Origin of the sequence: Klebsiella sp. C349492, assembly GCF_042055345.1 — a bacterium.
GTDB lineage: Bacteria > Pseudomonadota > Gammaproteobacteria > Enterobacterales > Enterobacteriaceae > Klebsiella > Klebsiella scottii.
Window position 1 is genome coordinate 459,535 of record NZ_JANQCE010000004.1, and the last position, 19,809, is coordinate 479,343.

The following is a 19,809-nucleotide window of genomic DNA, read 5'->3' on the forward strand; positions in this document are numbered from 1 at the left end:
AGCAACACGCCGTTTTATCAGCTTAACGCGTGCCGTAGACGACGATAGTTTTACCGTGTGCGGAGATCAGATTTTGATCTTCCAGCATCTTCAGAATACGGCCAACGGTTTCACGTGAACAGCCGACGATCTGACCGATTTCCTGACGGGTAATTTTGATTTGCATACCGTCCGGGTGGGTCATAGCGTCAGGCTGTTTTGCCAGGTTCAGCAACGTCTGGGCGATACGACCGGTGACGTCGAGGAAGGCAAGGTTACCGACTTTCTCAGAGGTCACCTGCAGACGGCGGGCCATCTGCGACGAGAGACGCATCAGGATGTCCGGGTTAACCTGAATCAGCTGACGGAATTTTTTATAGGAGATTTCGGCCACTTCACATGCGGTTTTCGCACGTACCCAGGCGCTACGCTCCTGGCCTTCTTCGAACAAGCCTAATTCACCGATGAAATCGCCCTGGTTGAGGTAAGAGAGAATCATCTCTTTACCCTCTTCATCCTTGATGAGCACAGCCACAGAGCCTTTGACGATGTAGTACAACGTTTCTGCTTTTTCACCCTGGTGGATCAGCGTGCTTTTAGATGGGTACTTATGAATGTGGCAATGAGACAAGAACCATTCGAGGGTAGGGTCTGTTTGCGGTTTGCCAAGCACCATGCGCGGTTATCCTCTGTTATAAGCTATCTCCGGGTGCCGACACTACACGGCATCCGGGCATGCAATCGTATTGTTTCCCTATGCCTGGGAAGCTGGCTGGTGATTTTTCTTCAGCCTGTAATGTGAATTCCTCTGCATACATGCAGTACATCAATGTAATACTGTAGCATCCCGACTGTTTTAGCATAGCTTTCGCCGCGTGTCTCCTGGTGTCTCGCTTCAGCATGATGCAGGTCGCCTTCCGTTGCGAGATTTGTTATGTGCGCGTAATCTGTCAGGAAAATTGCAACCTTGGAGTTAAATTTTATGCAAGCTCGTGTGAAATGGGTTGAAGGGTTAACCTTCATCGGTGAGTCGGCTTCTGGCCACCAGATTTTGATGGACGGCAACTCCGGGGATAAGGCGCCGAGTCCGATGGAAATGGTGCTGATGGCCGCCGGCGGCTGCAGCGCCATCGACGTGGTCTCAATTTTGCAAAAAGGGCGTCATGATGTGACCAACTGTGAGGTGAAGCTGACCTCAGAGCGTCGGGAAGAGGCGCCGCGCCTGTTTACCCACATCAACCTGCATTTTATCGTCACCGGCCGTGAGCTGAAGGATGCGGCCGTTTCGCGGGCGGTGGACCTGTCGGCGGAGAAATACTGCTCGGTGGCGCTGATGCTGCAAAAAGCGGTAAATATCACGCATTCGTACGAGGTTATCGAGGGCCAGGCCTGATGGCCAGCCCGTCGCCCCGGCATGCGTAGCGCTGCCGGGTTTTTAACGGCTTAACCGATCTTTTTCCCCGCCATCAGCCGTTCAACCAGCGGCGTCATGATCAGCTCCATCGCCAGCCCCATTTTCCCGCCCGGTACCACCAGCGTGTTGATATGCGAGATAAACGAGCCTTGCAGCATCGCCAGCAGCCACGGGAAGTCGATATCCTGCAGATTGCGGAAGTGGATCACCACAAAGCTTTCATCCAGCGAGGGAATGCCTTTAGCGGCGAAGGGGTTCGAAGTATCAACGGTGGGAACCCGCTGGAAGTTGATATGGGTTCGCGAGAACTGCGGGGTGATGAAGTTAATATAATCTTCCATCGAACGGACGACCGAATCCATCACCGCTTCGCGAGAATGCCCGCGTTCGCTGGTGTCGCGGATTAGCTTCTGAATCCACTCCAGGTTGACGATGGGCACTACCCCCACCAGCAGATCGACATTGTGCGCAACGTTGTGCTGTGGCGTGACAACGCCGCCGTGCAGCCCTTCGTAAAACAGGACGTCGGTTGGCTCCGGCAGCGGCTGCCAGGGCGTGAAGGTGCCCGGCACCTGATTCCACGGCACGGCCTCGTCATAGGTATGCAGATATTTTCTCGACTGGCCTGTTCCGCTGCGCCCGTATTCGAGAAAGGTATTTTCCAGCAGGCCGAAGTCGTTCGCTTCCGGACCAAAATAGCTGATGTGTTTCCCCTGATCCCGCGCTTTGCGGATCGCCATGTCCATTTCCGGGCGAGTGTAGCGATGGAAGCTATCGCCCTCGACTTCGGCGGCACGCAGGTTCAGCTGGGCGAAGATTTTGCGAAAGGCGAGGCTGGTGGTGGTGGTTCCCGCGCCGCTGGAGCCCGTGACTGCAATCACCGGATGTTTGGCAGACATATCAACTCCCAGATTAAACGATGGTGTGGCGCCGCCTTAGCCGTGGAACTGCTTGCGGGGCATGATGTTGACCGTCTCGTGCAGCTCTGACCACACCAGTACGGCTTCTCCGCTTTTCAGCTGCTGTTTGACATCGGCGACCTTATCGGCCAGCGAACGTTCATGTTCACCATAATCGGTGCCTTCGCGCAACACAAAGCTTTCAATCAGGCTATCCAGGGTTTCGGGATCCAGATCCTGCCAGGGAATAATCATTTTTTTCCTTCCAGCCAGCGCGTCAGCCAGTCCGGGATCCGTCTTTCCAGCCACATCTCAGGCTTGCGCAGCGTGCCGCCGACAAATCCGACGTGCCCGCCCTGTTCGGTCAACTGGTACTCGACGTTGGCCGGCAGCTGCTCCTGCGGTGGAATGGAATGATGGTCCATGAACGGATCGTCTTTCGCGTGAATGATCAGCGTGGGTTTAGTGATATCGCTCAGACGCGGCATCGCGCTGCACTGGCGATAGTAGTCCAGCGCATCGGCAAAGCCGTGAATTTTGGCGGTGATGGTATCGTCAAACTCGCGAATGCGCCGCATGCCTTTTAGCTGGCGTAAATCAACCGGCAGAGAGCCCGGATAGGCTTTCAGCTTGCGCGCGGCGTTAGCTTTTAACAGGTTAAGCAGATAGCGCTGGTAGACGCGGGAGAAGCCTTTGTCCATATGGTAGCTGCAGGCTTCCAGCATGAACGGGGCCGACACGATGACCGCCGCGTCGAGCGGGATGCTATCGCCCTCGTTTGCCAGCAGGCAGCCCAGCATATTACCGCCGAGCGAATAGCCGACGGCGGCCGTAGGCGCGGTACCAAATTCGCGCTGCAGCCAGCGCAGGAACCAGGTGCCGTCTTCCGTCTCTCCGGAGTGGTAGATGCGGTTATTACGGTTAGGCTCGCCGCTACAGCCGCGGAAATGCATCACCACGCCCAGCCAGCCGCGCTGCATTGCGGCGTGGATCAGACCGTGAGCGTAAGGGCTGTGCAGGCTTCCTTCCAGACCGTGAAAAACGACCAGCCGCGGTTTATGTCGGGCTGATTCGGGATCTTCGCTCCAGGCCAAATCGATAAAATCGCCGTCAGGGAGTTCAAGGCGCTGCCAGTGTGGAGTAAAGCCCAGTTTGCGGCGGATCAGTCGCGGCAGCATGGTTTGCAGATGACGATTCCCCACGCCGCGCATTGGATGAAAATCGCGCGAATCGTCTACGGGGGGCGTCATTTCTGTGGGGGTGATTTCAACCATAGCACCAGAACAATTAAGAATCTTATAAATACTATACCGCGCATGAAGTGCGCAGGTTAGCCAATATGTGGTCTTGTGGCCAGCTGTCAGAGAAGCCCCGAAAGCTCATTGTCTGTGAACCGTCGAGGCCGCGCGCTCAACCAGCAGGGCTTAGCCTTCCTGCAGCATCTGCTCCAGCTGTTCTTGCGCATCCAGCCAGGCCATTTCGCACTCTTCCAGTCCTGATTTCGCATTGGCCTGCTGCTGCAGACACGCGGTCAGATCTGCCTTGCGGGATGCGTCATACAGGCTGCTGTCGCCTAATTTCTCTTCCGCCTGCGCGAGCTGGGCGTTGAGCTTATCCATCTCTTTTTCGAGGCGGGTAATCTCTTTACGCAGCGGCTGCGTCAGCGTGCGCAGCTCCGCTTCCCGGCGCTTCTGGTCCTTGCGGGACTGGGCGCTGTTGCCGTTATCTTTTATCGCGTCGGACGACTGGCTTTCCTGCCTCTGCGAGTCGCTCAGCCACTGCTGATAATCTTCCAGATCGCCATCGAACTGCTCAACTTTGCCGTCGTGGACCAGATAGAGATCGTCGGTGGTCGAACGTATCAGGTGGCGATCGTGCGAGACCACCACCAGCGCGCCTTCGAAATCAATCAGCGCTTCGGTTAAAGCCTGGCGCATATCGAGGTCAAGGTGGTTAGTCGGTTCATCGAGCAGCAGGAGATTAGGCCGCTGCCAGACGATAAGCGCCAGCACCAGACGCGCCTTTTCGCCGCCGGAGAAACGCTGGGTTGCTTCGTTGACCTTATCGCTCTGGAAACCGAAGCCGCCAAGATAGTCGCGCAGCTTCTGCTCCAGCTCCTGCGGCGCCAGGCGAGCCAGGTGCTGCAGCGGCGATTCATCCGCCCGCAGGAACTCCAGCTGATGCTGGGCGAAGTAGCCAAGCTTAATTCCTTTGGCCAGCCCCACTTCGCCCTGCAGCGGCTGCAGCTCGCCGGCCAGCAGTTTGATTAGCGTCGATTTACCGGCGCCGTTGCGCCCCAGCAGGCCGATGCGCGAACCGGGAACCAAATTCAGCTTGATCGAGTCGAGGATAATGCGTTCGCCGTAGCCGGCGCTGACTTTTTCCATTTTCAGCAGCGGGTTGGGCAGGCTTTCCGGCGCGCGGAAGCTAAAGTGGAACGGATTATCGACGTGAGCCGGGGCGATAAGCTCCATGCGTTCCAGCATTTTAATGCGGCTCTGGGCCTGCTTCGCCTTGGTGGCCTTGGCGCGGAAGCGATCGATATAGCTTTGCAGATGGGCGACGCGCAGCTGCTGGCTTTCATACATCGACTGCTGCTGCGACAGACGGGTGGCGCGCTGTATTTCGAACGAGCTGTAGTTGCCGGTGTACTCGAACATGTTTTGCTGTTCGATATGAATAATTTTATCGACGATTGGATCGAGAAAATCGCGATCGTGCGAGATCAGAATCAGCGTACCGGTATAGCTTTTAAGCCATTTTTCCAGCCAGATCACCGCATCGAGATCGAGGTGGTTAGTCGGTTCATCCAGCAGCAGCAGGTCAGAGCGGCAAATCAGCGCCTGCGCCAGGTTCAGGCGCATGCGCCAGCCGCCGGAAAAGTCGCTCACCGGGCGCTCCAGCTGTTCGTTGCTGAAGCCCAGACCGTGCAGCAGGCTGGAGGCGCGTGAGCGGATCGTCCAGGCGTCAATGGCATCCAGCTTGCCGTGAACCGTCGCAATCGCGTGACCGTCATTGCGCTCGTTGGCCTGATTTAAATCGGCCTCGAGCTGGCGATATTCACGATCGCCGTCAATAACATAATCAATAGCCGGCTGTGCCAGCGCAGGGGTTTCCTGATTAACCCACGCCAGCTGCCAGTTGCCCGGAAAGGTCATACTGCCGCCGTCGGCGCTAATCTCGTTTTTCAAAAGCGATAGCAGCGTGGATTTACCGCAGCCGTTTTTGCCCACCAGACCGACCTTTTGGCCAGGGTTGATGGTAGCGGTGGCGTTGTCCAGCAGGACGCGTACGCCGCGACGAATTTGTAACGAGGAGAAAACAATCATAAGGCGCCGTATGTTCAGACTATGTTAATTTGTCATTATGATAATGTAATGTGGTAGCAAATAGCTCCACCGGGCCGCAATGGTAGCCCAAAATGAAGACGATACACAAAGTCATTCTGGTTGCGCTGAGGCGCAGCCGTTGTTCAGGCCGCCAGAAGACGTTGGGAGGGGAATGATGTCTCAGACAGCGAAGGTTTTGCTGCTGTATGCCCACCCAGAATCTCAGGATTCCGTGGCCAACCGGGTTTTGCTTGAACCGGCCTTACAGTTGCCGAACGTCACCGTGCACGATCTTTATGCGCACTATCCAGATTTTTTTATCGATATTGCCTGGGAGCAGGATCTCCTGCGTCAGCATGAGGTGATTGTTTTCCAGCATCCGCTGTATACGTGGAGCTGCCCGGCGCTGCTAAAAGAGTGGCTGGACAGAGTGTTGACCCGCGGCTTTGCCAGCGGCGCCGGGGGGAACCAGCTGGCGGGAAAGTACTGGCGTAGCGTGATCACCACCGGTGAGCCGGAAAGCGCCTACCGCCGCGACGCTAACCGCTATCCAATGAACGATATTCTCCGTCCTTTCGAACTGACCGCCGGCATGTGCCGGATGCACTGGATGAGCCCGATTATTGTCTACTGGGCCCGTCGGCAATCGCCAGCCGATCTGAAAAGCCACGCGCGCGCTTATCGCGACTGGCTGGCCAACCCCATCTCGGCAGGAGGAGTTATAAATGGAGGGAGCTGATCTGCTTTTGGCTGGCGTTCTGTTTCTGTTCGCCGCCGTCGTAGCGGTACCGCTGGCCGCCCGGCTGGGCATTGGCGCGGTACTCGGCTATCTGCTCGCGGGGATCGCGATTGGCCCGTGGGGGCTGGGGTTTATCAGCGACGTCGATGAAATTCTCCACTTCTCCGAGCTGGGCGTGGTGTTCCTGATGTTTATCATCGGGCTTGAGCTCAACCCGTCTAAGCTCTGGCGTCTGCGAAGCTCTATCTTTGGCGTTGGGGCGGCTCAGGTTTTGTGCAGCGCGGCGATCCTCGGCGGCCTGCTGATGGTTACCGGATTTACGTGGCAAGCGGCGGTGGTCGGCGGAATTGGTTTAGCGATGTCCTCCACGGCGATGGCGCTGCAGCTGATGCGCGAGAAGGGGATGAGCCGCAGTGAATCCGGTCAGCTGGGGTTCTCCGTTCTGCTGTTTCAGGACCTGGCGGTGATCCCCGCGCTGGCGCTGGTGCCGCTGTTGGCGGGTTCCGGCGACGATCGCTTTGATTGGGTCACGATCGGGATGAAGGTTTTGGCCTTTGCCGGCATGCTGATCGGCGGCCGCTTTTTGCTACGACCGGTGTTCCGCTTCATCGCTGCCTCCGGCGTGCGTGAGGTCTTTACCGCCGCGACGCTGCTGTTGGTTTTGGGCTCGGCGCTGTTTATGGATGCGCTCGGCCTGTCGATGGCGCTAGGGACCTTTATCGCCGGGGTGCTGCTGGCTGAAAGCGAGTATCGCCACGAGCTGGAAATCGCCATTGAGCCGTTTAAAGGCCTCCTGCTTGGCCTGTTCTTTATCTCCGTTGGCATGGCGCTGAATCTCGGCGTTCTCTACACCCATCTGCTGTGGGTTGCCGCCAGCGTCGCGGCGCTGGTGATGGTGAAAGCCCTCGTGCTGTACGTTCTGGCGCGGGTGTACGGCCTTCGCAGCTCGGAGCGAATGCAGTTTGCCGGGGTTCTGAGCCAGGGCGGGGAGTTTGCCTTTGTGCTGTTCTCATTACCGGCTTCGCTGCGGCTGTTCGAAAATGACCAGATGGCGCTGCTGCTGGTCACGGTTACGCTGTCGATGATGACCACGCCGCTGCTGATGACCTTGATTGATTATGTTCTCTCCCGACGCTTTAACCAGCCGGAGGAAGAGGATGAAGCGCCGTGGGTTGAGGATGATAAACCGCAGGTGATTATCGTCGGCTTCGGGCGCTTTGGTCAGGTTATTGGTCGTCTGCTGATGGCCAACAAAATGCGTATTACCGTTCTTGAGCGCGATATCAGCGCGGTTAACCTGATGCGCAAATATGGCTATAAGGTGTACTTCGGCGATGCAACGCAGCTGGAGCTGCTGCGCTCGGCGGGCGCGGAAGATGCGCAGTCAATCGTAATTACCTGCAACGAGCCGGAAGATACCATGAAGCTGGTTGAGATGTGCCAGCAGCATTTCCCGCATCTGCATATTCTGGCGCGAGCGCGGGGCCGCGTAGAGGCCCATGAGCTCCTGCAGGCCGGCGTGGCTCAGTTCTCGCGCGAAACCTTCTCCAGCGCGCTGGATCTGGGGCGCAAGGCGCTGGTCAGCGTCGGAATGCATCCGCATCAGGCGCAGCGCGCGCAGCTGCACTTTCGTCGTCTGGATATGCGAATGCTGCGAGAGTTGATGCCGGTGCATACTGATACTCTGCAGATATCGCGCGTGCGGGAAGCTCGACGGGAGCTGGAGGAGATTTTTCAGCGTGAAATGCAGAAAGAGAGCAGGCAGCTTGACGGCTGGGATGAGTTTGAATAAAGGGTAAATCATTATGGCAGTGCGTAAACGTTTTATTGCCGGAGCAAAATGCCCGGCGTGCCAGGCCCAGGATTCGCTGGCGATGTGGCGTGAAAATAATATCGATATTGTTGAGTGTGTTAAGTGCGGGCACCAGATGCGCGAGGCGGATAAAGAGGCCCGCGAGCATGTTCGTAAAGACGAACAAGTGATCGGCATTTTTCATCCCGACTAGCGTTATCTGTCGCCTTTTTTTAAGCTAGAGGGTACACGGCTGCAGAATTCCGCTACAATCTGCGCCACTATTCTTCCCATGCTCAGGAGATATCATGAAAGTAGCAAAAGACCTGGTGGTCAGCCTGGCCTATCAGGTACGTACAGAAGACGGTGTGTTGGTTGATGAGTCTCCGGTAAGCGCGCCGCTGGACTACCTGCATGGTCACGGCTCCCTGATTTCCGGCCTGGAAACTGCGCTGGATGGTCATGAAGTGGGCGACAAATTTGACGTTGCGGTCGGCGCGAACGATGCGTACGGCCAGTACGACGAAAACCTGGTTCAGCGCGTTCCTAAAGACGTCTTCATGGGCGTTGATGAACTGCAGGTTGGCATGCGTTTCCTGGCGGAAACCGATCAGGGTCCGGTTCCGGTTGAAATCACCGAAGTTGACGACGAGCACGTTGTTGTTGACGGTAACCACATGCTGGCTGGCCAGAACCTGAAGTTCAACGTTGAAGTGGTGGCGATTCGTGAAGCGACCGCTGAAGAGCTGGAGCACGGTCATGTACACGGCGCGAATGGTCACGATCACGACCACGATCATGACGGATGCTGCGGCGGCCACGGTCACAGCCATGACCACGACCACGGTCACGAACATGGCAAAGGCGGTTGTGGCGGGAACGGCGGCTGCGGCTGTCACTAAGACCCATCGTCTTTCAAGCCGCAGGCGCGTTGGCTAGCGCTGCCGGCTATAAAAAAGCGGGGAAACCCGCTTTTTTTACGCCTCAATAATGTGGGGGAGGCGTTTCTTCAGACTGCGATGCGATATACGATGACTGCGTCGCCTTCAGCTTTTCTACCATCAGACGCATATGTTCACGCATCTTTGCCATTTCGATCTCATGGGCGGTGACGGTCTTGTTGAGGTCTTCAATGGTGATTTCCTGATACGCCAGCCGGCTTTCCAGCTCCGCCAGGCGAGTCTCCAGTTTGCTATCGTGCATGAGTAACCTCTTCTGTCTTATCTCGCGGGCGGATTCTACTGAATTTTCAGCATCCGTGCAGCATCGTAACGGCGGACAGGAAACTAATTTATACAAAAATAGTCTGAAAAGAGGCGATATTCAGGAACGTCCGTATGTAGATTTGTCCTGCAACGTTCTATAGTACATTTTTTGCTTTTTACGCTAACCCTGGGGTGAGATGCCCCGGCCCTGGAGAAATGGATGAAATCACTGTTTAAAGTAACGCTGCTGGCGACCACGATGGCCGTCGCGCTGAATGCACCGCTGACCTTTGCCGCTGATACCGCTGCAAAGACGGCACCTGCAACGGAAAGCAAATCGGCATTTAAAAATGACGATCAGAAATCTGCTTATGCGCTGGGTGCATCGCTGGGACGTTACATGGAAAACTCCCTGAAAGAACAAGAAAAACTGGGCATTAAACTGGATAAAGATCAGCTGATCGCTGGCGTTCAGGACGCATTTGCCGATAAGAGCAAACTGTCCGATCAGGAAATCGAACAGACTCTGCAAGCGTTTGAAACCCGTGTGAAAACTGCTGCTCAGCAAAAAATGGAAAAAGATGCATCTGAGAACGATGCTAAAGGCAAAGCCTATCGCGACACCTTCGCTAAAGAGAAGGGCGTGAAAACCTCTAAATCTGGCCTGCTGTATAAAGTCGAGAAAGCCGGTACCGGTGACGCACCGAAAGACAGCGATACCGTCGTTGTGAACTACAAAGGGACGCTGATCGACGGTAAAGAGTTCGATAACTCCTATACCCGCGGCGAGCCGCTCTCTTTCCGCCTGGACGGCGTGATCCCGGGCTGGACTGAAGGCCTGAAGAATATTAAGAAAGGCGGTAAAATCCAGCTGGTCATCCCACCGGATCTGGCATACGGCAAAACCGGCGTTCCGGGCATCCCGGCTAACTCTACTCTGGTCTTCGACGTAGAGCTGCTGGATATCAAACCGGCGCCGAAAGCTGACGCGAAGCCTGAAGCTGCCGCTGATGCAAAAGCGGATGCACCGAGCGCAGACGCTAAGAAGTAATCGAATTGCCGCCGCCGCCCTCAAAGGCGGCGGCTTTTTTATTTGGGGCAGATATAATTAAAACTGGAAAGTGCCTCAAGCGCTGTATTACTTTAGATAGCTTAATCTTATTAATGACGATGAGCCTGCCCTGACAAGCTACACCTCATCCTTCAAGCTGCCTCTGAGCTGGCTGCATTTGCTGACTCCAGCCTCTTACTGGATTCGGTCCTGGGTATCGATAAGAGATAACCTTGTCTCTTACAAGAGCCAGCCTTCGGCTGGTCAAATTCGCTGCTGACGAATTTGTCTCAGATTTGCCGCCTTGGCGTACCTTGAACGGTTTTGTGTAAAAAATGACAGGCTCCTGAAAAGGAGTGCTTTTTTTCATGTCCAGGTCGCTTTTAACCAACGAAACCAGCGAGCTTGACCTGCTGGATCAACGTCCTTTCGACCAGACCGACTTCGATATCCTAAAATCCTATGAAGCGGTGGTGGACGGGTTAGCGATGCTCATTGGTTCCCACTGTGAAATCGTGCTGCATTCTTTACAGGATCTGAAATGTTCCGCCATTCGCATCGCCAACGGTGAACATACCGGTCGTCAAATCGGCTCGCCAATCACTGACCTGGCGCTGCGTATGCTGCACGATATGACTGGAGCTGATAGCAGCGTTTCCAAATGCTATTTTACTCGCGCTAAAAGCGGAGTGCTGATGAAGTCGGTGACGATTGCGATACGCAACCGTGAGCACCGGGTTATCGGCCTTTTGTGCATTAACATGAACCTCGATGTCCCGTTCTCCCAGATCATGAGCACCTTTATTCCGCCGGAAACGCCGGAAGTGAACTCGCAGGTCAACTTTGCCTCATCGGTTGACGATCTGGTCGCGCAAACCCTCGAGTTTACGATTGAAGAAGTAAATGCCGATCGCAACGTTTCCAATAACGCCAAAAATCGTCAGATCGTCCTGAATCTTTACGAGAAAGGCATTTTTGATATCAAAGATGCTATCAACCAGGTTGCCGATCGCCTGAATATCTCGAAGCACACGGTATATCTCTATATCCGTCAGTTCAAAAGCGGTGATTTCCAGGGGCTGGATAAGTAATGCGTTTTGCCATTACGGTGACGGGCCCGGCCTACGGTACGCAGCAGGCCAGCAGCGCCTGGCAGTTTGCGCAGGCCGTGCTGGAGGAGGGGCATGAGCTGATTTGCGTCTTTTTCTATCGCGAAGGCGTCTATAACGCGAATCAGCTGAGCGCCCCCGCCAGCGATGAGTTTGACCTTGTGCGGGCATGGCAAAAATTATACGAAACGCATGCTGTTTCGCTGCATATCTGCGTTGCGGCGGCGCTGAGACGCGGGGTGACGGACGAGCATGAGGCGCAGCAGCTTGGTTTGTCCGCGCATAATCTGCAACCCGGATTCACGCTCAGCGGCCTTGGAGCGCTGGCGGAAGCTGCATTAACCTGCGATCGGATGGTGCAGTTCTGATGAAACGCGTTGCCTTTGTTTTTTCCTCCGCTCCTCATGGCTCCGCGTCAGGCAGAGAAGGCCTGGATGCGCTGCTGGCTACCTCAGCGCTGACCGATGAGCTCGGCGTTTTCTTTATCGGCGACGGCGTGTTTCAGCTGCTACCGGAGCAGCGGCCTGGCGCAATTCTGGCCCGCGACTATATCGCCACGTTTAAGCTCCTCTCCCTGTATGATATTGAACAGTGCTGGATGTGCGCCGCTTCTGCCCGCGAGCGCGGCCTGTCGCCCTCCACGCAGTGGGTCATAGAAGGCGAGTGGCTGGAGCCAGAGGCGCTGCGTGCCCGACTCGATGATTTCAACGTGATACTGCGCTTCTGAGGCCACTATGCTCCACACTCTCAGCGTTTCTCCATGGCATACCGATCTGGCAGCGATGCTGCGTCTGGTAAAGGATGGCGACGATCTTCTGCTGCTTTCCGATGGTGTCATCGCGGCAGCCGCCGGCGGGCGTTTCCTTGAAATCCTGCTTTCCGCCCCCATAACCATCCATGCGCTGCAGGATGATATCGAAGCCCGCGGGCTGACGGGGCAAATTGCGGGCAGTGTCATCAGGGTTGGCTATACTGATTTCGTCAGACTGGCGCTCAAACACCCTGGACAGTTGGCCTGGTAATGGCGGGATTGTTGTATATTTCTTGACACCTTTTCGGCACCGCCCTAGAATTCTGCGTCCTCATATTATCTGAGGCGATTTATTACATGTTTACGAAGCAAAAGCTAAAACCAGGAGCTATTTAATGGCAACAATTAACCAGCTGGTACGCAAACCACGCGCACGCAAAGTTGCAAAGAGCAACGTGCCTGCACTGGAAGCCTGCCCGCAGAAACGTGGCGTATGTACTCGCGTATATACTACCACTCCTAAAAAACCAAACTCCGCACTGCGTAAAGTATGCCGTGTGCGTTTGACCAACGGTTTTGAAGTGACTTCCTACATCGGTGGTGAAGGTCACAACCTGCAGGAACACTCCGTGATCCTGATCCGTGGCGGTCGTGTTAAAGACCTTCCGGGTGTTCGTTACCACACCGTTCGTGGTGCGCTTGACTGCTCCGGCGTTAAAGACCGTAAGCAATCTCGCTCCAAGTATGGCGTGAAACGTCCTAAGGCTTAATGGTTCTCCGTTAAGTAAGGCCAAACTGTTTTACCTTAATGTCAAACTAAACTCTTAGAGTTTTGGACAATCCTGAATTAACAACGGAGTATTCCCATGCCACGTCGTCGCGTCATTGGTCAGCGTAAAATTCTTCCGGATCCTAAGTTCGGATCAGAACTGCTGGCAAAATTTGTAAATATCCTGATGGTAGATGGTAAAAAATCTACTGCAGAAGCTATCGTATACAGCGCGCTGGAGACCCTGGCTCAGCGTTCTGGTAAAAATGAACTGGAAGCTTTCGAAGTCGCTCTCGACAACGTTCGCCCGACTGTAGAAGTTAAGTCCCGCCGCGTTGGTGGTTCTACTTATCAGGTTCCAGTTGAAGTCCGTCCGGTTCGTCGTAATGCTCTGGCAATGCGTTGGATCGTTGAAGCTGCTCGTAAACGTGGTGATAAATCCATGGCTCTGCGTCTGGCGAACGAACTTTCTGATGCTGCAGACAACAAAGGTACTGCAGTTAAGAAACGTGAAGACGTTCACCGTATGGCAGAAGCCAACAAGGCGTTCGCTCACTACCGTTGGTAATCCCTTCGGAGTCATAGTCACCAGACGGGCGCTTCAGATAAGTCGCCCGTTTTGGATAACTTAACTGAACGCCTAAAGAAACAAACGAGGAATCAAATGGCTCGTACAACACCCATCGCACGCTACCGTAATATCGGTATCAGTGCGCACATCGACGCCGGTAAAACCACTACTACCGAACGTATTCTGTTCTACACCGGTGTAAACCACAAAATCGGTGAAGTTCATGACGGCGCAGCAACCATGGACTGGATGGAGCAGGAGCAGGAGCGTGGTATTACTATCACCTCCGCAGCGACTACTGCATTCTGGTCTGGTATGGCTAAGCAGTATGAACCGCACCGCGTTAACATCATCGACACCCCGGGGCACGTTGACTTCACTATCGAAGTTGAACGTTCCATGCGTGTGCTTGATGGTGCAGTAATGGTTTACTGCGCAGTTGGTGGTGTTCAGCCACAGTCTGAAACCGTATGGCGCCAGGCAAACAAATATAAAGTTCCACGTATCGCGTTCGTTAACAAAATGGACCGTATGGGTGCGAACTTCCTGAAAGTTGTTGGTCAGATCAAATCCCGTCTGGGCGCGAACCCGGTTCCGCTGCAGCTGGCGATTGGTGCTGAAGAAGGTTTCACCGGTGTTGTTGACCTGGTGAAAATGAAAGCCATCAACTGGAACGAAGAAGACGCAGGCGTAACCTTCACCTATGAAGATATCCCAGCTGACATGCAGGACCTGGCCGAAGAATGGCACCAGAACCTGATCGAGTCCGCAGCGGAAGCTTCAGAAGAGCTGATGGAAAAATACCTGGGGGGTGAAGAACTGACTGAAGAAGAGATCAAGAAAGCTCTGCGTCAGCGCGTTCTGAACAACGAAATCATCCTGGTAACCTGTGGTTCTGCGTTCAAGAACAAAGGTGTTCAGGCGATGCTGGATGCGGTAGTTGACTACCTGCCATCCCCGGTTGACGTACCTGCGATCAACGGTATTCTGGACGACGGTAAAGATACTCCGGCTGAACGTCACGCTAGCGATGAAGAGCCGTTTGCTGCTCTGGCATTCAAAATCGCTACCGACCCGTTCGTGGGTAACCTGACCTTCTTCCGCGTGTATTCCGGTGTGGTTAACTCTGGTGATACCATCCTGAACTCCGTGAAATCTGCACGTGAGCGTTTTGGCCGTATCGTTCAGATGCACGCCAACAAACGTGAAGAGATCAAAGAAGTTCGTGCGGGCGACATCGCTGCTGCAATCGGTCTGAAAGACGTAACTACTGGTGACACCCTGTGTAACCCAGATGCGCCGATCATCCTGGAGCGTATGGAATTCCCTGAGCCGGTAATCTCCATCGCTGTAGAACCGAAAACCAAAGCTGACCAGGAAAAAATGGGTCTGGCTCTGGGCCGTCTGGCTAAAGAAGACCCGTCTTTCCGCGTATGGACTGACGAAGAATCTAACCAGACCATTATCGCCGGTATGGGTGAACTGCACCTCGACATCATCGTTGACCGCATGAAGCGTGAATTCAACGTTGAAGCGAACGTCGGTAAACCTCAGGTTGCTTACCGCGAAGCAATTCGCGCTAAAGTTACCGATATCGAAGGTAAACACGCTAAGCAGTCTGGTGGTCGCGGTCAGTATGGTCACGTTGTGATCGACATGTACCCGCTGGAGCCGGGCTCAAATCCGAAAGGATACGAGTTCGTCAACGACATCAAAGGTGGTGTAATTCCTGGCGAATACATCCCTGCCGTTGATAAAGGTATCCAGGAACAGCTGAAAGCTGGTCCGCTGGCTGGTTACCCGGTAGTTGATCTCGGTGTGCGTCTGCACTTCGGTTCTTACCACGACGTTGACTCCTCTGAACTGGCGTTTAAACTGGCCGCTTCTCTTGCCTTTAAAGATGGCTTTAAGAAAGCGAAACCAGTTCTGCTTGAGCCGATCATGAAGGTTGAAGTAGAAACTCCGGAAGAGAACACTGGTGACGTCATCGGTGACCTTAGCCGTCGTCGTGGTATGCTGCGTGGTCAAGAATCCAACGTTACTGGCGTTGTGATTCACGCTGAAGTTCCGCTGTCTGAAATGTTCGGATATGCAACTCAGCTGCGTTCCCTGACCAAAGGTCGTGCTTCTTACTCCATGGAGTTCCTGAAGTATGATGACGCGCCGAACAACGTTGCTCAGGCCGTAATCGAAGCCCGTGGTAAATAAGCCGTAGGGTAAAACCAAAATCCCGTGCTCTCTCCTGAAGGGGAGAGCGCTATAGTAAGGAATATAGCCGTGTCTAAAGAAAAATTTGAACGTACAAAACCGCACGTCAACGTCGGTACTATCGGCCACGTTGACCATGGTAAAACTACTCTGACCGCTGCAATCACTACCGTTCTGGCTAAAACCTACGGTGGTTCTGCTCGTGCATTCGACCAGATCGATAACGCACCGGAAGAAAAAGCTCGTGGTATCACCATCAACACTTCCCACGTTGAATATGACACCCCGACTCGCCACTACGCGCACGTAGACTGCCCGGGCCACGCCGACTATGTTAAAAACATGATCACCGGTGCTGCTCAGATGGATGGCGCGATCCTGGTTGTTGCTGCGACTGACGGCCCGATGCCGCAGACTCGTGAGCACATCCTGCTGGGTCGTCAGGTAGGCGTTCCGTACATCATCGTGTTCCTGAACAAATGCGACATGGTTGATGACGAAGAGCTGCTGGAACTGGTAGAGATGGAAGTTCGTGAACTGCTGTCTCAGTACGATTTCCCGGGCGACGACACTCCGATCATCCGTGGTTCTGCTCTGAAAGCGCTGGAAGGCGATGCAGAGTGGGAAGCTAAGATCGTTGAACTGGCTGGCTACCTGGATTCTTACATCCCGGAACCAGAACGTGCCATCGACAAGCCGTTCCTGCTGCCGATCGAAGACGTATTCTCCATCTCCGGCCGTGGTACCGTTGTTACCGGTCGTGTAGAGCGCGGTATCGTTAAAGTTGGCGAAGAAGTTGAAATCGTTGGTATCAAAGAGACTGCTAAGTCTACCTGTACCGGCGTTGAAATGTTCCGCAAACTGCTGGACGAAGGCCGTGCTGGTGAGAACGTCGGCGTTCTGCTGCGTGGTATCAAACGTGAAGAAATCGAACGTGGTCAGGTACTGGCTAAGCCGGGTTCTATCAAGCCGCACACCAAATTCGAATCTGAAGTGTACATTCTGTCCAAAGATGAAGGCGGCCGTCATACTCCGTTCTTCAAAGGCTACCGTCCGCAGTTCTACTTCCGTACAACTGACGTGACTGGCACCATCGAACTGCCGGAAGGCGTAGAGATGGTAATGCCGGGCGACAACATCAAAATGGTTGTTACCCTGATCCACCCGATCGCGATGGACGACGGTCTGCGTTTCGCAATCCGTGAAGGCGGCCGTACTGTAGGTGCGGGCGTTGTTGCTAAAGTTCTGAGCTAATTCTTTAGTTCTGAATTAAAAAGGGCGCTTCGGCGCCCTTTTTGCTGCCTGTCATTTAGACCCGATAGGCCCGAGAGTGAGCAATATAAAAGTGCGTTATCAGATCTATTATATAGACAGCCTATTGTAATCATAACTATTCTCATTTACACTTTGAGCATAAATTGAACGGGAGTGAATATGTACGTTTGTTTGTGTAATGGTGTAAACGATAAAAAAATTCGTCAGGCCGTGCGTCAATTTCACCCTCAATCTTTTCAGCAGTTACGTAAGTTTATTCCCGTTGGAAATCAATGCGGTAAATGTGTCCGCGCCGCCCGCGAGATCATGGAAGATGAATTAACTCGCATGCCGGAATATAAAGAGATCGCCTGAGACCTCCGGCTTTTCTTTGACATCTATATAGTGCGAACTACGCTTCAATGAGTGGAAGCGGAGGGACTATATAATGAAAGGTGATGTCAAAGTCATAAGTTATCTCAATAAATTATTGGGAAATGAGCTTGTCGCAATAAATCAGTACTTTCTCCATGCCAGGATGTTCAAGAACTGGGGCCTGATGCGCCTCAATGACGTCGAATACCATGAATCCATTGATGAAATGAAACACGCCGATAAATATATCGAGCGTATTTTGTTTCTTGAAGGATTGCCCAATCTGCAGGATCTCGGCAAGCTGGGTATCGGTGAAGATGTCGAGGAGATGCTGCAATCCGATTTAAGGCTGGAGCTGGAAGGCGCCAAAGATTTGAGAGAGGCAATCGCCTATGCCGACAGCGTCCATGATTATGTCAGCCGCGATATGCTGATTGAAATCCTTGCCGATGAGGAAGGCCATATTGACTGGCTGGAAACCGAGCTGGACCTTATCGGTAAAATTGGCCTGCAGAATTATCTCCAGTCACAGATTAAAGTTGCTGACTGACAACGTTTGCCATCCACAGTAAAAACCCGCTGCAGCCAAAAAAGGGCCAAACGGCAGCGGGTTGTTCAGGACCTCCCGGCGATTCCAGATAACGATGCGCAGTAGTAGCGTGGCGCAGGCGATTAGCGTCGCCATGAACACCAGCTGCGGCAGCGACTGCCAGCCGTGCCAGGCACCAAGAGCCGCAAGAAATTTCACATCGCCATAGCCTAACCCCTCATACCCGCGAATCCCTCTGTAAAGCCAGTAGGCTAAAGCAAAAGCCAGATACCCCGCGATAGCACCCCAGACGGCATTTTCCAGACCGATCGGCATTCGACAAAGATAAAAAAGCAGGCCAACCCAGAGTAGGGGACAGGTTAAACGGTCGGGAAGCAGCCCATGTCGCAGGTCATGCCAGCAGAGCGCCAGAGAAAACCCGCAGTAGAAAAGCAGGAAGGGGAGAGTCATGTACATGGGATACCCCGACAGATGAGTCGTATGCGCCGATTTTGACCCGGCGAGGAGCGAGCGGCAAAGAACGATAGCTGGTTTTGCGCGCGGCAATCTGCTTAGTTTGCTATTTTTCAGCCGGCAACACCGCTCTTCCCGGCAGCCTCGCAAATATAAATGACGATTTTCTACGCAGCCCTTGTGTTGGGTCCGAATTTGCGTATAATGCGCGGGCCTGTCAAAATTGGCAGGCCGGTTCGATATGAACCCTGATAGAGCTTTTAGCTATCAAACAATGTTCCCAATCGGGGAACTATGTAAGAACGGTTACACTCTCCCATCAATCGTAATGGGTATGAGGAGTAATCATTTCGTCTATAAATAATTGGAGCTCTGGTCTCATGCAGAACCAAAGAATCCGTATCCGTCTTAAAGCGTTTGATCATCGTCTGATCGATCAATCAACCGCGGAAATCGTCGAGACTGCTAAGCGCACTGGTGCGCAGGTCCGTGGTCCGATCCCGCTGCCGACCCGCAAAGAGCGCTTTACCGTTCTGATCTCTCCGCACGTCAACAAAGATGCGCGCGATCAGTACGAGATCCGCACTCACAAGCGTCTGGTTGACATCGTTGAGCCAACTGAGAAAACCGTTGATGCTCTGATGCGTCTGGATCTGGCTGCCGGTGTAGACGTGCAGATCAGCCTGGGTTAATCAGGTCATCGAGCGATTGAGAGGTTGAAACAATGATTGGTTTAGTCGGTAAAAAAGTGGGTATGACCCGCATCTTCACTGAAGATGGCGTATCTATCCCAGTAACCGTAATCGAAGTTGAAGCAAACCGTGTTGCACAGGTTAAAGATCTGGCTAACGATGGTTACCGCGCAATCCAGGTTACCACCGGTGCTAAAAAAGCTAACCGTGTAACCAAGCCGGAAGCTGGTCACTTCGCTAAAGCTGGCGTTGAAGCTGGCCGCGGCCTGTGGGAATTCCGTCTTGCCGACGGTGAAGAATTCACCGTAGGTCAGAGCATTAGCGTTGAACTGTTTGCTGACGTTAAAAAAGTTGACGTAACCGGTACCTCTAAAGGTAAAGGTTTTGCTGGTACCGTTAAGCGCTGGAACTTCCGTACCCAGGACGCTACTCACGGTAACTCCTTGTCTCACCGCGTTCCGGGTTCTATCGGTCAGAACCAGACTCCGGGCAAAGTGTTCAAAGGCAAGAAAATGGCAGGTCAGCTGGGTAACGAACGTGTCACCGTTCAGAGCCTGGACGTAGTACGTGTTGACGCTGAGCGCAACCTGCTGCTGGTTAAAGGTGCGGTCCCGGGTGCTACCGGTAGCGACCTGATCGTTAAACCAGCTGTGAAGGCGTGAGGAGATA

At 53.9% G+C, this 19,809-nt stretch carries 25 protein-coding genes; 18 read left to right on the forward strand and 7 right to left on the reverse strand.

Annotation, left to right across the window (positions count from 1 at the left end; translation table 11 throughout):
• Window positions 1-22 precede the first annotated feature (22 nt).
• Complete coding sequence (gene crp / locus NWP14_RS17435; RefSeq protein ID WP_000242758.1) at window positions 23-655, reverse strand: cAMP-activated global transcriptional regulator CRP; 633 nt, start codon at window positions 653-655, stop codon at window positions 23-25.
• 306 nt (window positions 656-961) lie between these two features.
• Between crp and NWP14_RS17440 the strand changes: the two genes are divergently transcribed.
• Window positions 962-1,372: an OsmC family protein gene (locus NWP14_RS17440; protein WP_095105252.1), complete on the forward strand. Its 411-nt coding sequence runs from the start codon at window positions 962-964 to the stop codon at window positions 1,370-1,372.
• Window positions 1,373-1,422: 50 nt separating this feature from the next.
• On the opposite strand, the gene NWP14_RS17445 is transcribed toward NWP14_RS17440, so the two are convergent.
• The 4 genes from NWP14_RS17445 to NWP14_RS17460 form a co-directional block, all read right to left on the reverse strand.
• On the reverse strand, window positions 1,423-2,292 hold the full coding sequence (locus tag NWP14_RS17445) for a phosphoribulokinase (RefSeq protein ID WP_095105250.1): 870 nt from the start codon (window positions 2,290-2,292) through the stop codon (window positions 1,423-1,425).
• Between the two features lie 36 nt (window positions 2,293-2,328).
• Window positions 2,329-2,547 (reverse strand): YheU family protein, encoded by a 219-nt coding sequence (locus NWP14_RS17450; RefSeq protein WP_095105248.1) that lies wholly within the window; start codon window positions 2,545-2,547, stop codon window positions 2,329-2,331.
• Window positions 2,544-3,566: a hydrolase gene (locus tag NWP14_RS17455; protein WP_095105246.1), complete on the reverse strand. Its 1,023-nt coding sequence runs from the start codon at window positions 3,564-3,566 to the stop codon at window positions 2,544-2,546. The genes NWP14_RS17450 and NWP14_RS17455 overlap by 4 nt, the downstream gene beginning before the upstream one ends.
• A 150-nt stretch (window positions 3,567-3,716) precedes the next feature.
• Window positions 3,717-5,621, reverse strand: a complete 1,905-nt coding sequence (locus tag NWP14_RS17460; protein WP_375215738.1) for an ABC transporter ATP-binding protein — start codon at window positions 5,619-5,621, stop codon at window positions 3,717-3,719.
• 172 nt (window positions 5,622-5,793) lie between these two features.
• Here NWP14_RS17460 and kefG point away from each other — a divergent pair, with 172 nt between their 5' ends.
• From kefG to slyD, 4 genes are all read left to right on the forward strand, one after another.
• Window positions 5,794-6,360 carry a glutathione-regulated potassium-efflux system ancillary protein KefG gene (kefG, locus tag NWP14_RS17465; RefSeq protein WP_375215739.1) on the forward strand — a complete coding sequence of 189 codons (567 nt, stop codon included), beginning with the start codon at window positions 5,794-5,796 and terminating at the stop codon, window positions 6,358-6,360.
• Entirely contained in the window at window positions 6,347-8,152 is a 1,806-nt protein-coding gene (kefB, locus tag NWP14_RS17470; protein WP_095105240.1) for a glutathione-regulated potassium-efflux system protein KefB, read from the forward strand. The genes kefG and kefB overlap by 14 nt, the downstream gene beginning before the upstream one ends.
• Window positions 8,153-8,165: 13 nt before the next feature.
• Complete coding sequence (locus NWP14_RS17475; RefSeq protein ID WP_095105238.1) at window positions 8,166-8,366, forward strand: YheV family putative zinc ribbon protein; 201 nt, start codon at window positions 8,166-8,168, stop codon at window positions 8,364-8,366.
• 94 nt (window positions 8,367-8,460) lie between these two features.
• Complete coding sequence (gene slyD, locus NWP14_RS17480; protein WP_375215740.1) at window positions 8,461-9,054, forward strand: peptidylprolyl isomerase; 594 nt, start codon at window positions 8,461-8,463, stop codon at window positions 9,052-9,054.
• A gap of 82 nt (window positions 9,055-9,136) precedes the next feature.
• On the opposite strand, the gene NWP14_RS17485 is transcribed toward slyD, so the two are convergent.
• Entirely contained in the window at window positions 9,137-9,355 is a 219-nt protein-coding gene (locus NWP14_RS17485) for a protein SlyX (protein WP_041142978.1), read from the reverse strand.
• Between the two features lie 222 nt (window positions 9,356-9,577).
• On the opposite strand from NWP14_RS17485, the gene fkpA reads away from it, so the two are divergent.
• The 11 genes from fkpA (at window position 9,578) to bfr (ending at window position 17,995) form a co-directional block, all read left to right on the forward strand.
• Window positions 9,578-10,408, forward strand: coding sequence for an FKBP-type peptidyl-prolyl cis-trans isomerase (gene fkpA / locus NWP14_RS17490; protein ID WP_095105235.1), 831 nt, complete (start codon window positions 9,578-9,580; stop codon window positions 10,406-10,408).
• Window positions 10,409-10,776: 368 nt separating this feature from the next.
• Window positions 10,777-11,499 carry a transcriptional regulator gene (locus NWP14_RS17495; RefSeq protein ID WP_004868391.1) on the forward strand — a complete coding sequence of 241 codons (723 nt, stop codon included), beginning with the start codon at window positions 10,777-10,779 and terminating at the stop codon, window positions 11,497-11,499.
• Window positions 11,499-11,885: a sulfurtransferase complex subunit TusD gene (gene tusD / locus NWP14_RS17500; protein ID WP_375215741.1), complete on the forward strand. Its 387-nt coding sequence runs from the start codon at window positions 11,499-11,501 to the stop codon at window positions 11,883-11,885. Before NWP14_RS17495 ends, tusD begins: the two co-directional genes overlap by 1 nt.
• A complete protein-coding gene (tusC, locus tag NWP14_RS17505; RefSeq protein WP_095105232.1) occupies window positions 11,885-12,244 on the forward strand; it encodes a sulfurtransferase complex subunit TusC in 360 nt (119 codons plus the stop codon). The genes tusD and tusC overlap by 1 nt, the downstream gene beginning before the upstream one ends.
• Window positions 12,245-12,251: 7 nt before the next feature.
• Window positions 12,252-12,539, forward strand: a complete 288-nt coding sequence (gene tusB / locus NWP14_RS17510; RefSeq protein ID WP_095105231.1) for a sulfurtransferase complex subunit TusB — start codon at window positions 12,252-12,254, stop codon at window positions 12,537-12,539.
• Window positions 12,540-12,663: 124 nt separating this feature from the next.
• A complete protein-coding gene (rpsL, locus tag NWP14_RS17515) occupies window positions 12,664-13,038 on the forward strand; it encodes a 30S ribosomal protein S12 (protein WP_045854063.1) in 375 nt (124 codons plus the stop codon).
• Window positions 13,039-13,134: 96 nt separating this feature from the next.
• Window positions 13,135-13,605, forward strand: coding sequence for a 30S ribosomal protein S7 (rpsG, locus tag NWP14_RS17520; RefSeq protein ID WP_004106370.1), 471 nt, complete (start codon window positions 13,135-13,137; stop codon window positions 13,603-13,605).
• 96 nt (window positions 13,606-13,701) lie between these two features.
• Window positions 13,702-15,816 carry an elongation factor G gene (gene fusA, locus NWP14_RS17525; protein WP_095105228.1) on the forward strand — a complete coding sequence of 705 codons (2,115 nt, stop codon included), beginning with the start codon at window positions 13,702-13,704 and terminating at the stop codon, window positions 15,814-15,816.
• Window positions 15,817-15,885: 69 nt separating this feature from the next.
• A complete protein-coding gene (gene tuf / locus NWP14_RS17530; RefSeq protein WP_041143535.1) occupies window positions 15,886-17,070 on the forward strand; it encodes an elongation factor Tu in 1,185 nt (394 codons plus the stop codon).
• Between the two features lie 180 nt (window positions 17,071-17,250).
• Window positions 17,251-17,445 carry a bacterioferritin-associated ferredoxin gene (bfd, locus tag NWP14_RS17535; protein ID WP_071844856.1) on the forward strand — a complete coding sequence of 65 codons (195 nt, stop codon included), beginning with the start codon at window positions 17,251-17,253 and terminating at the stop codon, window positions 17,443-17,445.
• A 73-nt stretch (window positions 17,446-17,518) separates the two neighbouring features.
• The gene (bfr, locus tag NWP14_RS17540) at window positions 17,519-17,995 is read left to right on the forward strand and encodes a bacterioferritin (RefSeq protein WP_041142971.1); all 477 of its coding nucleotides are present in this window, start codon (window positions 17,519-17,521) and stop codon (window positions 17,993-17,995) included.
• Here the strand turns inward: bfr and NWP14_RS17545 are convergent.
• Window positions 17,972-18,451, reverse strand: a complete 480-nt coding sequence (locus NWP14_RS17545) for an A24 family peptidase (RefSeq protein WP_095105717.1) — start codon at window positions 18,449-18,451, stop codon at window positions 17,972-17,974. The two genes, bfr and NWP14_RS17545, sit on opposite strands and share 24 nt — an antisense overlap.
• 377 nt (window positions 18,452-18,828) lie before the next feature.
• On the opposite strand from NWP14_RS17545, the gene rpsJ reads away from it, so the two are divergent.
• Complete coding sequence (gene rpsJ, locus NWP14_RS17550; RefSeq protein WP_001181005.1) at window positions 18,829-19,140, forward strand: 30S ribosomal protein S10; 312 nt, start codon at window positions 18,829-18,831, stop codon at window positions 19,138-19,140.
• A gap of 32 nt (window positions 19,141-19,172) precedes the next feature.
• The gene (gene rplC, locus NWP14_RS17555; protein ID WP_004868374.1) at window positions 19,173-19,802 is read left to right on the forward strand and encodes a 50S ribosomal protein L3; all 630 of its coding nucleotides are present in this window, start codon (window positions 19,173-19,175) and stop codon (window positions 19,800-19,802) included.
• Window positions 19,803-19,809 lie beyond the last annotated feature (7 nt).